The following is a 15368-nucleotide window of genomic DNA, read 5'->3' as shown; positions in this document are numbered from 1 at the left end:
TTTCCGCCGGACATGGACGGCGGCCCGCACGGCCCCCCGAACCATGCGCGGCTCCGTATGCCGATGCGCCTGAGCACGCCGATGGGCCTGAGCACGCAGATGAGCCTGAGCACGCCGATGGGCGGCCACCGGAACCCGGTGACCGCCCATCGGCGTGCGGGACGTGAGGCGCGAAGGATCAGCCCTGGAGCTCGGCCGCCACCAGCTCCGCGATCTGCACGGCGTTCAGCGCCGCGCCCTTGCGGAGGTTGTCGTTGGAGACGAACAGCGCGAGGCCGTGCTCGACGGTCTCGTCGACCCGGACGCGGCCCACGTACGAGGCGTCCTTGCCGGCCGCCTGGAGCGGGGTCGGGATCTCCGAGAGCTCGACGCCCTCCGCGTCCTTCAGCAGCTCGTAGGCGCGCTCGACGCTGATCGGACGGGCGAAACGGGCGTTGATCTGGAGCGAGTGCCCGGAGAAGACCGGGACCCGGACGCAGGTGCCGGACACCTTGAGGCCCGGGATCTCCAGGATCTTGCGGGACTCGTTGCGGAGCTTCTGCTCCTCGTCCGTCTCGTACGAGCCGTCGTCGACGATCGAACCGGCCAGCGGCAGCACATTGAAGGCGATCGGGCGCTTGTAGACACCCGGCTCGGGGAAGTCCACGGCCTCGCCGTCATGGGCGAGCCGGTCGGACTCGGCGACGACCTTGGACACCTGGCCGTGCAGCTCGGCGACCCCGGCGACACCGGAGCCGGACACCGCCTGGTAGGTGGCGACCGTCAGCGCTTCGAGGCCGGCCTCGGTGTGCAGCGGGCGCAGCACGGGCATCGCGGCCATCGTGGTGCAGTTCGGGTTGGCGATGATCCCCTTGGGCCGGATGAGCGCCGCGTGCGGGTTGACCTCGGAGACGACCAGCGGGACCTCGGGGTCCATCCGCCAGGCGGACGAGTTGTCGATCACGACGGCGCCCTGGGCGGCGACCTTCCCGGCCAGCGCCTTCGAGGTCGCGCCACCGGCGGAGAAGAGCACGATGTCCAGGCCCGTGTAGTCGGCCGTGGAGGCGTCCTCGACGGTGATGTCCGTGCCCTGCCACTCGATCGTGGAACCGGCCGAGCGCGCGGAGGCGAACAGCCGCAGCTCGGCGACCGGGAACTTCCGCTCGGCCAGGATCCTGCGCATGACTGTGCCGACCTGACCGGTGGCGCCGACGATTCCGACCTTCACAGGAGCTCCTCTGTACGTTTGTGCGGCCCGCTTGCCGCTCCATGATGCGTATGTCCCTGCCCGCCTTGTCCAATCCATTGTCCGGCCTGCGGAATCCTGGGACACGGACCGGACATTCTGTGGCGTTCCGGCCCCGGAGGGGGAACATCTCCGGGGCCCCGGGACCGGGCGGCGTACGACGTACAGCGGGGCGGGAGCTCCCGGGAGAGCGCCCGCCCCGCTGGTTGTTCCATGGATCACACGCGTTACGGCGCGACCTTCTCGATCACGACGCTGCCGGTGCCCGCCGCGGTTCCGCGGGGGTTCACCAGCCGGACCTCACCGAAGAACTGCCGGCCCTCGGGAGCCGCTCCGGCGACCAGGACCTCGGCGCCGACCTGGGCCGAGGCGCCGTTGGCCAGGTTCACGGCCTTCGACTCGTCGACCTTGAGCGTGCCGAGCGACGGCGAGTAGAACACGTCGCGGTAGTCGTACTCGGTGGTCCCGGCCGGGACCGAGTAGCCGTCGATGACGACGGTGTACGTACCGGCGGCGGGCTTGACCAGGCTGACGGCCTCCTCGGAGCCCGCGGTGGTCGACTTGCCGACCTCCGCGCTGCCCTTGAAGACGTACAGGTCCAGGTCGGCGTTGGCGTCCGAGGTGCCGCCGATGGCGACGTCCAGCTTCTCGACGCCCTCACCGATGGTGACCGTGGTCTCGTAGGTCTCACCCGTGGAGATCGACGGACGCTCGACGTTGGCCGAACCCAGCGAACCGCCCTTGAGCTTGCCCTCCAGGGCGGCGGCGTTGTTGGTGACCGTCCAGTCCACCGCGGCCGGGCTGCCGATCTTCGCCTCGGCGATGGTCTGCACGGCCGGGTCGAAGGACGCGCCGAGCAGGCTGACATCCAGCTTGTACGGGTTGTCCAGCAGCGGCGACGTACGACGCGACTCGACCTCGATCTCCCAGACGCCGGGCTGCGGGTCCTTGTAGGACCGCACGTCCGGGCGGCAGGTGTTGGCCGGGTTCTCGTAGTTCGGGTAGCAGTAGATCGTGGCGCTGTCCTCCATCGCGACCCCGTACGGGTGCAGGGAGATGAACCGCGTCTGGCTGCCCGAACGCAGGGCGCTGAGGGCGACCTCAAGGGTCTTGGCGCCCTCCGGCACGTTCAGGAAGTACGACGTGGAGCTGTTGCGCTGCACCGAGCCGGACGCCTTGAACGCGTAACCCGGCTTCTTGAGGTCGGTGGCCACGACGACGGTGGTGAGGATCTGGTGGTCCACACCGACGGTCTTCTTGTCGTCCACCGTGAGGATCGCGCTGTGCACGCCGGCCGAGCCGGGCTTCGCCTGGACCTTGACGGTCACCGGCTTGCCGAGCGGCAGCGAGACGGTGCTCGGGCCGGTCAGCTTGAAGGTGCCGTCGTTGTTCTTCCACTTCAGCTTGTGCTTGACGTTGCGGTCCGGACCCGTGGTGCGGGTGACGGTGACGTCGTACGACTTCTTCTGGCCGGCCTTGAGGCCGCCCTCACGGTCGTACAGGCCCGTGCCGAAGCCCGGGTCCTTCAGCGCGAAGTCGATCGCGGTGTCGACCGGGGCCTTCACCGAGTACTCGTGCGCGGTGGCGCCCTTGCCGATGGCCTTCCAGGCACCGACGATGTCGATGAGACCGGCACCCTGGGCGTGCGCGGGCACTCCCTTGATGTGGGTGGCGGTGCTCGTCAGCGCGGTGCGCAGATCGGCCGGCGGCAGCTCGATGTTCTGCTGCTTCGCGGCGGACAGCAGCAGCGCGGTGGCACCGGCGACCTGCGGCGAGGACATCGAGGTGCCCTGGAGCATGGAGTAACCGGCCGGCAGGCTGTAACCCGCCTCCTTGACCGGTCCGCCCGGCAGCCAGGTCTGGGTGGTGTTGATGGAGGAGCCCGGCCCCGTGATGACCGGCGCGAAGCCGCCGTCCTCACGCGGACCGCGCGAGGAGAAGGGCAGCATGTCGTACTTCTTGGTGACGTTCGAGCCGTAGTTGGCGGCCCACGTCTCCTTGGAGATGGACGCGCCCACCGAGATGACGTGGTCGGCGAGACCGGGGTCACCGATGGTGTTGACACCCGGACCGTCGTTGCCGGCCGAGATGACCAGCTGGACGCCGTAGATGTCGATGAGCCGCTTGTAGAGCTCGGCACGGGCGTTGTTGCCGTCGTTCAGCGGCGGCAGGCCGCCGATCGACATGTTGACGACATCGACACCGCGGTTCACGACGAGGTCGATCATGCCCTCGGTGAGCGCGATGTTGGTGCAGCCGCCGGTCCAGGTGCAGGCGCGCGAGGAGACGATCTTGGCGCCGGGCGCCGCACCGTTCATCTTGCCGCCGAACAGGCCGTTGGCCGCGGTGATGCCCGCGACGTGCGTGCCGTGCGCGCCCTCGATGACACCGATGCTGACGAAGTCGGCCTTGGCGCCCGCGGCGTTGTAGACGACGTTCTTGCGGGTCTCGACGACGAACGGGATGCGCTCGACGACGTCGGTGCGCGGGTCGTCCTTGCCGAAGTAGGAGACCTGGTGCTTGTCCTTGTACGGCTTCAGGACGGTGTCGTTGGAGAAGTCCGCGTCGCTGTTCAGGTCGACGCGGGTGGTGCCGGTGACCGGGTCGTACAGCACGCCCCACGTGTCGGTGGTGTCACCGTCACGGTTGAGGTCGCCCGCCATCTCGCCGCCGAGCGTGGCGGACTCCTTGAACAGGCTGAACCGGTACGAGCCCGCGGGCGCCGAGTACGTCTTGCCCTGGGCGGTGAACGTCGGGCCGGAGACCGACTCGGTCATCCGCAGCCAGGTGCCGTCCTCGTCGTCGACCGGGTCGGTCGCGGTCACCCAGTCGACGATCTTGCGCTCGCCGGTGGTGGTCTTCTGGAGGGCCGGGTGACCGAGGTCGACGCCGGAGTCCAGGACACCGATGGTGATCCCGCGGCCGTCGGCCTTCGGGTGCTGCGCGACGAAGTCGACCGCGCCCGTCTCGAAGGACGGGTTGTACGGGTTCTTCGCCGGAGTCTTCTTGCCGGGGGCCGGGTAACTGCCCGTGGCCTTCGCCTTCTTCGCCCCGGCGGCCCGGTCGCCCGAGGGCGTCGGGTCGTCCAGCTTGATCTCCTGCTTGAGATCGATGCCGAGGACGGACGACAGCTTCGACGCCGCCTTGATCGTCGACTCGGCCGAGGCGGTCGGTACGGTCGCGCGGACATAGCCGAGCTTGTCGTACGTCTGCCCCAGCACGGACCCCTTGACGGCGTCCAGCTGCTTGGTGACCTGCTCGGTCGCACCCGGAGTGGTGGCGACCATCATCGTGACGTTCTTCTCGCCCTTGGCCTCGGCCTTGGACAGCACGTCGGCGTCGGCCTTGCCGAGCTTGTCGGTCTTGCCGCTCGTGGCGGACGGCTTGACGGCGGGGGCCGGGTCGTCGGCGGCGAAGACCGGGGCGGCACCGGAGGCGGCCAGTGCGGCCACCAGACCGGCAGCGGCCGCGATACGGGCGGCGCGTCTCGCCCCGGGTATGGAGCTGGGGGATTCCTTGGTCATCAGCATCCCTGGTATCTGAAAGAGAGAGTCCGGAATTCGGTACCGGATGACCGCTCACCCTTTCGTAAATGACAGGGGTTTGTGGAGAGTTGACGGAGACGAGAATTGGACATGGCAGAGATCCGCCAACGCGGCTGATGCGTCACGGGGGATGAATGGGGTGAAAGTCGACTCCCTGGAGCCCTGGGGCCCTGGGGCCCCGGAGCCCCGGAGCCCGCCCGCGCGGCCGGCGGCTCCCGGCGCGGAGGGATCACCATGTGCGCGGCCCGGGTTCGGCGCGGAGGGGACCATCACGTACGCGGCCGGGGTTCAGCGCGGAAGGATCATCACGTACGCGGCCGGCTCGCGGTCGGCCGCCGCCTTCAGCGCCGTACGCACCACCGTCGCCTGCTGCTCCATCGCCTCGCGCAGCTTCTTCGGGGTGACATGGACGACGGTGATCCCGAGCCCCTCCAGATGCTCCCGCCCCGTGGGGTACGCGGACCACCACGCGTCGTGCTCCTTCCGGTCCTCGGCGTCCGGCGCACCGTGCCGGGGCGCGCGGGTGTCCAGCACCACCGCGACGGCCTGGTCGGGCCAGTAGGCGTCGACCCCGCCCAGCCCCGGGCCGCCCGGCATCCGCAGCTCCACGTTCCACAGCGGGTCCGGCAGCGCCTGGTCTCGCACCATCGCGTACAGCCTCCGCTCCGCCACCGCCCGTCCCTCGGCCAGCAGCGAGTCCACGGCATCGACCACCGTCGCCCGGCTCAGCAGCTTCGCCGCGCTCAGCTCCCGTACGACCGCGGCGGGCTCGCTGTGCCCGCCCCGGACCGCTTCGGTCAGCAGCCGGCGCACGGCCGCCGCGTCCGTCAGCTCCGCCACCGCGTCGGCGAGCGCCCGCTCCACCGGCGCGACCGGCACCCCGGCGACATGCCCGGGGCCGGGCAGCCCGGCGGACCGCAGCACCTGGACGAACCGGGTCGAGCGCAGCCGCCGGGTGCGGGGCACGAGCACATCGATCCGGCGCAGTGACATCAGTGACGGGGCGGACTCGAAGCCGTACAGCGTGAGCGCCGCGAGCCCCGTGACCATCGCCGCCCCGTACCCGGACCCCGCTTGCGCGGCCGCGGCCTGCGGGGAAGCCGCCCGTCGTCCTGGGGCCGGCGTACGCCCTGCGTAGAGGAGGGCGCCGTGCAGCCGGTCCGCACCGGTGGGCGGCTCCCGGTGCAGCAGATAGACCCCCGGCAGTAACTGCTGCCAGGGGCCGCTCGGCAGACACTGCGAGGCGGCCTGTGTGGCGGACACCCCGCGCGCCCGCAACTGGGCGGTGGACAGCACGCGTTGGCGGACCTCGCGGAGGTGGTTCAGGGGGCAGGAGGAGAGCGGGGTGTTCTGGGTCATGTCCCGGGGTTTCCCGCTCGACACGGGAGCGCTAACCCCTGTTACACACCCGTCGACAATTCAGGACAACGCTGTCCTAAAGGACGGATGTTCGACGGCCGAAAAGAGCCGTGACACAGCGGATTGTGCCGGGGCGCCACGAGCGGATGTGCGAGCGTCGAACGAGCGCCCCTCGCGCACCCCTTTACACAAATCCTTCGCGCAATCCCCTCATGCGGGCTGCTCATGCCGACGCGCCCGTGCCGCCCGCTCGTGCAAGCCGCCTGCGCAACCGCCTGCGCAACCGCCCGTGCCGGCCGCCCGTGCCGGCCGCCCGTGCCGGCCGCCCGCGCAGCCTCGCGGGCAGAGACGCGCTCGCGCGGAACCCCCTGTGCATGAGGGGGTGTTGCGCGAGCGCGTCTCTGTCCCGTGCGGCTCAGGCCTTCTTGTCGCACTCCTGGGCGCGCAGCGCACGCGCCAGGTCGTCGCGGGCCTCCAGCACCAGACGGCGCAGCGCCGGTGCCGCGTCAGGGCGTGCGGCCAGCCACGCGTCCGTCGCCGAGAGTGTGGCCGGGTCGTCCTGGAGCCCCGGGAAGAGCCCCTTGACCACGTCCATGCCGATCTGGATGGAACGCTCGGTCCACACCCGCTCGATCGCCTCGAAGTACGCGGCGGAGTACGGCGCCAGCAGTTCGCGCTGCGAGGGCTGCACGAAGCCCGCGATCGTCGCCTCGACCAGCGCGTTGGACAGCTTGTCCGACTCCACGACCGCCGCCCACGCCTGCGCCTTCACCGCGGCCGAGGGCCGCGAGGCCAGAGCGCGCACCTGGTGCCGCTTGCCGGAGGCCGTGTCGTCGCGGGCCAGTTCGGCGTCGATGACCGACTCGTCGGCCACTCCGTGGGAGGCCAGCGGGGACAGGAACGCCCAGCGCAGCTCCTGGTCGACGTCCAGCCCCTCGATCCGGGCGGTGCCGTCGAGCAGCCCGCCCAGCAGCTGGAAGTCCGCCTCCGAGGTGGCGGTCGCCGCGAAGAACCGGGCCCAGGTCAGCTGGTGCTGGCTGCCCGGCTCGGCGAGCCGCAGCTCGTGCAGGGCGCCCTCGGCGAGTGCCGTGCCGCCCTCCTCGCGCCAGGCGGGAGCGGCGTAGTGCACCAGCGCAGACTGCGTCCACGCGTGCAGCATCTGGAGCACGCCGATGTCCGACTCCCGGCCGGAGAACGCCAGCACCAGGTGGACGAAGTCGCGGGCGGGCATCAGCCCGTCGCGCGTCAGGTTCCACAGGGCCGACCAGCACAGCGCCCGCGCGAGCGGGTCGGTGATGTCGCCGAGGTGCTCACGCAGGGTGGCGAGGGAGTCCTCGTCGAAACGCACCTTGCAGTACGTCAGGTCGTCGTCGTTGACCAGGATCAGCTCGGGCCGCTCGGCCCCGGCCAGTTCCCCGACCACCGTGCGCGGCCCGGCGACGTCCACCTCGGCGCGGGCGTAGCGCACCAGGTCGCCGTCCGGGTTGCGCCGGTACAGGCCCACCGCGACGCGGTGCGGGCGCAGCTCCGGGTGCGACTCCGCGGCCTCCTGGACCACGGCCAGCTCGGTGATCCGCCCGGCCTCGTCGTACGTGGCGACGGGGGTGAGCACATTGACACCCGCCGTCTGGAGCCAGGAGCGCGACCAGGCGCTCATGTCGCGGCCGGACGTCTCGGCCAGCACCGAGAGCAGGTCGCCCAGCTGGGTGTTGCCGTACGCGTGCTGCTTGAAGTAGCGCCGGGCGCCTTCCAGGAACGCGTCCCGGCCGACGTACGCCACCAGCTGCTTCAGGACGGAGGCGCCCTTGGCGTACGTGATGCCGTCGAAGTTCAGCTTGGCGTCCTCCAGGTCACGGATGTCGGCCGTGATCGGGTGGGTGGAGGGCAGCTGGTCGGCGCGGTAGGCCCAGGCCTTGCGGTTGTTGGCGAAGGTGATCCAGCCGTTGGTGAAGCGGGTCGCCTCCACCATGGAGAAGGACCCCATGAAGTCGGCGAAGGACTCCTTCAGCCACAGGTCGTCCCACCACTGCATGGTGACCAGGTCGCCGAACCACATGTGCGCCATCTCGTGCAGGATGACGTTGGCCCGGCGCTCGTAGGACGCCGAGGTGACCTTGCCGCGGTAGATGTACTCCTCGCGGAAGGTGACACAGCCCGGGTTCTCCATGGCGCCGAGGTTGTACTCGGGCACGAAGGCCTGGTCGTACTTCCCGAACGGGTACGGGTAGTCGAAGTGGTCGTGGAAGAAGTCCAGCCCCTGCTTGGTGACGAGGAAGATGTCGTCGGTGTCGAAGTGGCGGGCCAGCCCCTTGCGGCACATCGCCCCGAGCGGGATCTCCAGCTTGGAGCCGTCCTCGAAGGTACGGGTGTAGTGGTCGGTCTCGTAGTGGTACGGACCGGCGACGACGGTCGTGATGTACGTGGAGATCGGCTTCGTCTCGGCGAAGGTCCACACCTCGCCCTCGTGGGACTCCTCGGCCCCGTTGCTCCACACCCGCCAGCCCTCCGGCGCCGTCACCCGGAAGCGGTACGGAGCCTTCAGGTCGGGCTGTTCGAAGTTGGCGAAGACCCGCCGGGCGTCGGCCGGCTCGTACTGCGTGTAGAGGTAGACCTCGCCGTCCTCCGGGTCGACGAACCGGTGCATGCCCTCGCCGGTCCGGCTGTACGCGCACTGCGCGTCGACCACCAGGACGTTCTCGCCCTCGACGAGGGAGTCCAGCGCCACCCGGGTCCCGTCGAAGACGGCCGCCGGGTCCAGGGCCGTACCGTTCAGCGTCACCGCGTTGACGCTCGGCGCCACCAGGTCGGCGAAGGACGGGGTCCCGGCGCGGGCCGCGCGGAACCGGATGGTGGTCAGCGAGCGGAAGGTCCGCGGGCCGGTGCCGCCGGCCTCCCCGTCGCCCTCGTCGGGCTCACCGAGGGCGGAACGCAGGTCGAGCGCGACCTCGTATCCATCGACGGTCAGCAGCTCGGCCCGCTCATGGGCCTCGTCGCGGGACAGGTTTTCACCAGGCACGGGCACTCCTTCGTGACGCGCGTTTTGTGTCGTGTTCGAACGCCTTTGATCCTCGCATGCGGCCCGGAGCGCCGGTATCCGGGAATGGGTGAACCGCCCTGCGGTGTTCTGCCGCACAGGTGGGAACCGCCCTCTTGAGGAGAGACATGTCTGACAACAGCACGGTGAACGGCAGAACTCCGGCCGACTTCTGGTTCGATCCGCTCTGCCCCTGGGCGTGGATGACCTCGCGCTGGATGCTGGAGGTGGAGAAGGTCCGCGACGTCGAGGTCCGCTGGCACGTGATGAGCCTGGCCGTCCTGAACGAGGACAAGATCGACGAGCTGCCCGAGGAGTACCGCGACCTCCTGGCGAACCAGGCCTGGGCGCCGGTCCGCGTCGTCATCGCCGCCCAGCAGAAGCACGGCGACGCGGTCGTCGGCCCCCTCTACACAGCGCTCGGCACCCGTATCCACAACAACGGCGAGGGCCCGACCCGCGAGGCGATCGCCGGCGCCCTCAAGGACGTCGGCCTGCCCGCGGACCTCGTGGAGTACGCCGACTCCGACGCGTACGACACCGAGCTGCGCGCCTCCCACAAGGAGGGCATCGACAAGGTCGGCCAGGAGGTCGGCACCCCGGTGATCGCCGTCCCCGGCGCGGACGGCGAGCAGATCGCCTTCTTCGGTCCCGTCGTCACCCCGGCCCCGAAGGGCGAGGAGGCGGCGAAGCTGTGGGACGGCACGCTGCTGGTCGCGTCGATCCCGGGCTTCTACGAGATCAAGCGCACCCGGACACAGGACCCGATCTTCGACTGAGTCCGTCTCGCGGTCCGTTTCGCGGTCCGTGTCCGAGGGCGGGCGTTGCGGGGTTCCGGCCGGAGCCCCCGCACCACCCCGGGGCCGGCGGCGGCTGCGGGGGATAGCCCCACCAGGAACGGGCAGCTAGCGGGATCGCTCCGGGCAGCCGTGTCCGGAAATGCTGGGGGCCCGGCGACAACGCCGGGTTTCCCCACGTTTCCCCAGGAGTTGGCACGTGCGCGAGCAGGCGAGGCAGAAGTTCCGTTCTTCCGGGCGGCGGCAGCGGGGTGGCCGGCGCGGAGCCGTGTCCGCCGCGGCGGCGGTGGTCGTGGGCGTGATGACGGTGGGGGTCCTCGCGCCACCGGCGGCGTTCGCCGCCTCCCGGCCGGACGCCCCCGGGCCGGACGCCGTCCAGCAGGACCTGAACGCGCTGGTGAACACCCATGGCATGCCCGCCGCGCTGGCGAGCGTCACGGACCGCGCGGGCCACCACCGGACCTACACGGCCGGGGTGGGCGACCTGGCCACCGGGGCGGCGGTGCCCAGGGACGGTCAGGTGCGGGTCGGCAGCAACACCAAGACGTTCACGGCCGCGGTCGTGCTGCAACTGGTCGCCGAGGGGAGGATCCGCCTCGGCGACCGGGTCGAGACCTATCTGCCCGGCCTCGTACGCGGGGACGGGATCGACGGACGCCGCATCACCGTCCGACAGCTCCTCCAGCACACCAGCGGACTGCCCAACTACACCGACTACGACATCCAGCCCCGGTACTACGACCCCCGGGAGCTCGTCGGTATCGCCCTCCAGCACAAGGCCGAATTCGCCCCCGGGAAGAGCTGGAAGTACAGCAACACGAACTACGTGCTGGCCGGCCTGATCATCCAGAAGGTCACCGGCCGCCCCCTCGCCGAGGAGTTGGACCGGCGCATCATCAAGCCCCTCGGGCTGCGCCACACCTACTTCCCCGCCCCCGGCGACGTGACCATCCGGGAACCCCACCCCAAGGGTTACTACCCGCTCTCGGAGGGCGCGCCGCTGACCGACTTCACGGAGACGGACCCCTCCTGGGGCTGGGCGGCAGGCCAGCTGATCTCCACCAACTCCGATCTCAACCGGTTCTTCTCCGCGCTCCTGGACGGACGCCTCCTCCCGAAGGCCCAGCTCGCCCAGATGCGTACCAACACCCGCCCCGCCGAAACCACCTTCGGCGCCGGCGCCCGCTACGGACTGGGACTCATGAGCAAACCCCTGTCGTGCGGCGGTGTCTACTGGGGCCACGGCGGCAGCTTCCCGGGATACGAGACCCGGGGCGGCGTGACCCGCGAGGGCCGCGCCGTGAATATCGCGGTGACCACCCAGCCGACCGCCGAGGCGGACAAGGCGCTGGAGAAGGCCGTGGACACGGCACTGTGCGGCTGACCGCCGAGTAGACCGTCGGTCAAGGAAGCGTTGGCGGGCCCGGCCGCCCTCCCGGATCCGGGAGGGCGGCCGGGCCAGGAGGACATCGCGGTCCGCGAGCTGATGGCGCGCAGGACCGAGGGGTACGCCCGTCACCGCGGACACCGCTTCCGGGTTTCCCATCGTGCGCCGCATGGGGCCGTCGTCCTCCGGTCCGCCGGAGCGGACGTAATTCGGTGGAGCCGGTCCCGCGGCCGTTGCTACGGTGCTCGTACCTCCGCCGCGGTACCGACCGCAGGCGACCTCTGGGCGCACGGCGCCCTGGAAAGCAGTTGATGTATGCCCCGGCCAGTAATTCCGAGCTTCCCTCGCCGCGCCTTCCGCGCCGGGGCGACCGGGTCTGACCGCATGCCACTGTTCACGGCTTCCTGCTGACCGACTGACGCAGTACGCCGTACGCCGTCCGGCCCCGTTTTCCGCGCCCCGTCCTTTCGCGCCCGCGCTCCGTGCCCCGCACTTCGCGCCGGGTGCTTCTGAGGGTTGCTCGGTACTTCCCTGCTGCTTTGTTCCTCACCTTCGGCAAGGAGTAATCCGGGTGTCCAACGACAACCCCCAGAACCGTTCAGCCATGTCCTTCATCGACACCTTCACCTGTGTGCGCTGCGGACTGACCGTCGCCGCGCACGCGCCCGGCGGGGACCGGCGCAACCACTGCCCCAGCTGCCTGCACTCGAAGCACCTCATCGACCACGTCGAGGGCGGGCCGTCCGACTGCGAGGGGCGGATGACCCCCATCTCCATCGCGGTGCTGCGCACCGGTGACTGGATGGTCGTCCACCGCTGCACCCGCTGTGACGAACTGACCTCGAACCCGGTCTGCGGGGACGACAACCAGCTGATCCTCATGCGGATGGCCGTACGGCCGCTGGCCCAGCCACCGTTCCCGCTCGAAGCGTTCGGTGACCTGTGAACCGGGACCGAAGGCTCCGTGGGAGCGGAACGGGAGGCGACCGTGCCACGGCGTAGACCACGGCAGTCCGGGCGACAGCACCGCCCCCAGCGGCCCAAGGACGTGCTCCACGGACCGGCGGGGGTACGTGGTGACGCGTTCCGGTGCGTCGGCTGCCGGCTCGATGTGCCACTGGCGGCGCCGGGTACGGCACACCGCAACCACTGCCCGTCCTGCCTGGCCAGCCTGCACGTCGACCGGCGGACACCGGGCGACCGGGCGGCCGGTTGCGGCGGACGCATGGAGGCGCTGAGCCTGTCGGTGCGGCAGGACGGGGAGTGGACGCTGATCCACCACTGCCTTACCTGTGGGGAGTTGAGCGCGAACCGCATCGCGGGCGACGACAACGCGCTGGCTCTGATGCGGCTGGCGCTGCGGCCGTTGGCGGACGCCCGTATCCCCGTACGGGCGCTGTTCGCGCTGTGACACGGCGGGGCGCCCGGAACTCTCCGGGCGCCCCTGGGCCGGTGGGCCCGCAGCGCCCACCGAGTGTTCGCCCGATGCATGGGTCCACGGCGGGACCTGGCCCTGGCCCCGGTCTCGCCCCGCCCATGGCGTCGCCGCGCGCCTGTTCTGATCCGCGCGGATAATGGGACTGTCTCCCGAGGGGGCAAGCGGGCAAGGCGTCGTCCATGACGGCCTACTGGAAGAGGCGCCGCGCTGCCTGCGCGGTTGTTGCGTTGACGCTCGCCCTTGTCAGGAACGTCGGCACCGTGCCCCTCCAGCTCTGGAGCGACAACGGCAGCGTGATCGGTGCGCCCGCGCATCCCGCGACCCCGGCGGGTTGGGCCGCCGAAACCGCCGCCCGGCAGATCCTGCTCGGGCTGCCTCAGGGAAGGGTGGTCGTCCTGCCCGGAGAACAGGCGGTGCTGTACCAGCCACCACCCGGGTACACCGTGGATGTGGTCCCCCTCGAACTTACCCAGGAGGCCGTTTTCGCGGCGCAGTACGCCGGCTTGGCCCGGGATCTCGCCGAGCGCGACGGAGTCCAAATCGTTCCGCTCCCGCTGTACAACCGCTTGGGCAACGCCATCAACAAGTGCGCGAAAGCCGCAGCCGGTACGTGGAACGAACTGGGGCAGGAGGGGGGCGTGAACTCGCTGGCGGACATCTTCGACCAGGCGAAGGGCCTCCCCTCGTGCAAGACCGCCTACAGCATGCTCGACCCCAGCTCCACAAGCGCCGACAAGCCCTCGCTCCAGGAGAAATGGCGCAAGCAGGTCACCCGCTTCAACGTCAAGTGGAACACCCAGCTGGCGTACGACATCATCACGCGCTACGCCAGCAACCTGGGAAAGCTCTTCAGATGACATCCGCGTCCGGAGGAACGAGCCTCCTCCGCACGGTGACCAGAGAACCCGACTCGTCCTCTACGACCGCCTTGGGACTGTGCGGTTCGGATGGCCGCGACGGCCCGGGGCGGCGGCAGCTTCTAGGATCTGCGGCATGGCAACAAGACTCGTGCAGATCAATATGAAGGCCCATGACGACTCCGCGCTCGGCCGGTTCTGGGCGGAGGTACTCGGTTGGGGTCTCGACAGCGAGGGACCCGGCGTGACCAACCTCGAACCCGTGGGTTTCGCCTACCCCGACCCCGTGGCCGTCTGCATCGACATCGTCGCCCGCCCGGAAGCCAAAACGGTGAAGAACCGGGTGCACCTTGATCTGGCCACCACCTCCACCGCCCAACAGACGGAGTTGGTTGAGCGCTTGAAGGGTCTCGGCGCGAGACTCGCCGACGTGGGGCAGGGCGACGTCCCCTGGACGGTCATGGCCGACCCGGAGGGCAACGAGTTCTGCGTCCTGGAGCCCCGTCCGATCTACCAGGACACCGGGCCGATCGCCGCGGTGGTGGTCGACTGCGCCGACCCACGAGCCATGGCCCGGTTCTGGGGCCAGGCGATGGACTGGACGCCGCACGAGGTCACCGACGACCACGCGACCATGCGCTCCGCCCAAGGCGTCGGCCCCTACCTGGAGTTCCTCCGCACCCCCGACACCAAGAGCGGGTGGAACCGCGTCCACCTCGACGTCCGCCCCTACCCCGGTGACGACCTGGCAGCAGAAGAAGCCCGACTGCGCGCCCTGGGCGCCACCGATCCCGGGATCGACCAGTCCACCATCTCCTGGACGATTCTGGCCGACCCGGAAGGCAACGAGTTCTGCCTCCTCACGCCTCGCTGACCTTGAGTGGCTCCGGCCGGTTTCGGACAGCGGCGAAGACCGCGTGGCGTCAGCGCGTGCAGCCGGAGACTGGGATGGTGCCCCCGGTGATCCAGTGCACGTCATCCGCCCGGTGCGGCCGACCTGGCGGCCTGCTCGATCTTCGCGCAGTAGGCCGCACGGGCTTCCTCGTCGATCCGCTGCTCGTGTTCGGGGCGCACCCCGGTCCGGCCGTCGAGGCCCTCGCGCAGGATATCGGCGTGCCCGGCATGCCGGTTGGACTCGCCGAGGACATGGACCATGATGGCGAACAGGTTCGTCTCGGCATGGGGCTCCGGCCACCACGGCACGTGGCCGGGGGCGTCGAGGGGAAGCTCGTTGATCGTCGCGTCCGAGTGTTCCCACGTGCGCCGGTAGAACTCGATGATCTGATCGCGGGTCTCGTCCTCGGCCGCCCACAGATCGCTGCCGTTGGAGTCCTGCCACCGGGGCAGCGGTTCCGGGGAAGGGCGGTCGAAGACCTCGCCGAAGTACCCGGCCTCGACGGTGGCCACGTGTTTGACCAGGCCGAGGAGGTTGGTCCCGGTCGCTGTCAAAGGCCGGCGAGCGTCGTATTCGGACAAGCCGTCGAGTTTCCAGAGCAGCGCGTTGCGGTCCCGCCGCAGTCTCCCGTGCAGGTTCTCTTTCGCGAATTCATCGATCATGCGGCATGAGCCTGCCACGGGCTGCTCGTGGTCTCAAGATCCCGGCCTGGCCATGGCCGCCGCCCTGACCTGCACGCGTTGGAACAGCCTTGTGTCGCGTGGAGCAGGACGTGCGCTACTGCGCTGCTCAGTGGTCGGCTGCCGCGGCCCCGCCCAACGGCTCCGGGCC

General features: G+C 70.2%; 11 protein-coding genes. 6 read left to right on the top strand and 5 right to left on the bottom strand.

Going from position 1 to position 15368, the window contains the following annotated elements:
• Positions 1-178: 178 nt before the first annotated feature.
• The 4 genes from OHA98_RS32100 to pepN form a co-directional block, all read right to left on the bottom strand.
• Positions 179-1207, bottom strand: a complete 1029-nt coding sequence (locus tag OHA98_RS32100) for an aspartate-semialdehyde dehydrogenase (protein WP_266930715.1) — start codon at positions 1205-1207, stop codon at positions 179-181.
• A gap of 245 nt (positions 1208-1452) precedes the next feature.
• Positions 1453-4755, bottom strand: coding sequence for a S8 family serine peptidase (locus OHA98_RS32095; protein ID WP_266930713.1), 3303 nt, complete (start codon positions 4753-4755; stop codon positions 1453-1455).
• A gap of 303 nt (positions 4756-5058) precedes the next feature.
• The gene (locus OHA98_RS32090; protein ID WP_266930711.1) at positions 5059-6129 is read right to left on the bottom strand and encodes a hypothetical protein; all 1071 of its coding nucleotides are present in this window, start codon (positions 6127-6129) and stop codon (positions 5059-5061) included.
• 415 nt (positions 6130-6544) lie between these two features.
• Positions 6545-9145 (bottom strand): aminopeptidase N, encoded by a 2601-nt coding sequence (pepN, locus tag OHA98_RS32085; protein WP_266930709.1) that lies wholly within the window; start codon positions 9143-9145, stop codon positions 6545-6547.
• A 146-nt stretch (positions 9146-9291) separates the two neighbouring features.
• Here pepN and OHA98_RS32080 point away from each other — a divergent pair, with 146 nt between their 5' ends.
• The 6 genes from OHA98_RS32080 (at position 9292) to OHA98_RS32055 (ending at position 14516) form a co-directional block, all read left to right on the top strand.
• Positions 9292-9942 (top strand): DsbA family protein, encoded by a 651-nt coding sequence (locus OHA98_RS32080; protein ID WP_266930708.1) that lies wholly within the window; start codon positions 9292-9294, stop codon positions 9940-9942.
• A gap of 217 nt (positions 9943-10159) precedes the next feature.
• On the top strand, positions 10160-11344 hold the full coding sequence (locus OHA98_RS32075) for a serine hydrolase (RefSeq protein WP_266930707.1): 1185 nt from the start codon (positions 10160-10162) through the stop codon (positions 11342-11344).
• A 607-nt stretch (positions 11345-11951) separates the two neighbouring features.
• Positions 11952-12293 carry an RNHCP domain-containing protein gene (locus OHA98_RS32070; protein ID WP_266931006.1) on the top strand — a complete coding sequence of 114 codons (342 nt, stop codon included), beginning with the start codon at positions 11952-11954 and terminating at the stop codon, positions 12291-12293.
• 42 nt (positions 12294-12335) lie between these two features.
• Positions 12336-12758, top strand: coding sequence for an RNHCP domain-containing protein (locus tag OHA98_RS32065; protein ID WP_266930706.1), 423 nt, complete (start codon positions 12336-12338; stop codon positions 12756-12758).
• Between the two features lie 206 nt (positions 12759-12964).
• The gene (locus OHA98_RS32060; RefSeq protein WP_266930704.1) at positions 12965-13642 is read left to right on the top strand and encodes a hypothetical protein; all 678 of its coding nucleotides are present in this window, start codon (positions 12965-12967) and stop codon (positions 13640-13642) included.
• A 136-nt stretch (positions 13643-13778) separates the two neighbouring features.
• Positions 13779-14516 carry a VOC family protein gene (locus OHA98_RS32055; RefSeq protein WP_266930703.1) on the top strand — a complete coding sequence of 246 codons (738 nt, stop codon included), beginning with the start codon at positions 13779-13781 and terminating at the stop codon, positions 14514-14516.
• Between the two features lie 101 nt (positions 14517-14617).
• On the opposite strand, the gene OHA98_RS32050 is transcribed toward OHA98_RS32055, so the two are convergent.
• Positions 14618-15199, bottom strand: a complete 582-nt coding sequence (locus tag OHA98_RS32050) for a DinB family protein (protein ID WP_266930701.1) — start codon at positions 15197-15199, stop codon at positions 14618-14620.
• Positions 15200-15368 lie beyond the last annotated feature (169 nt).

The sequence above is a fragment of the Streptomyces sp. NBC_00654 genome (genome assembly GCF_026341775.1).
GTDB lineage: Bacteria > Actinomycetota > Actinomycetes > Streptomycetales > Streptomycetaceae > Streptomyces.
The sequence above is the reverse complement of the archived record's forward strand: the minus strand, read 5'-3'. Positions and strand labels throughout refer to the sequence as shown.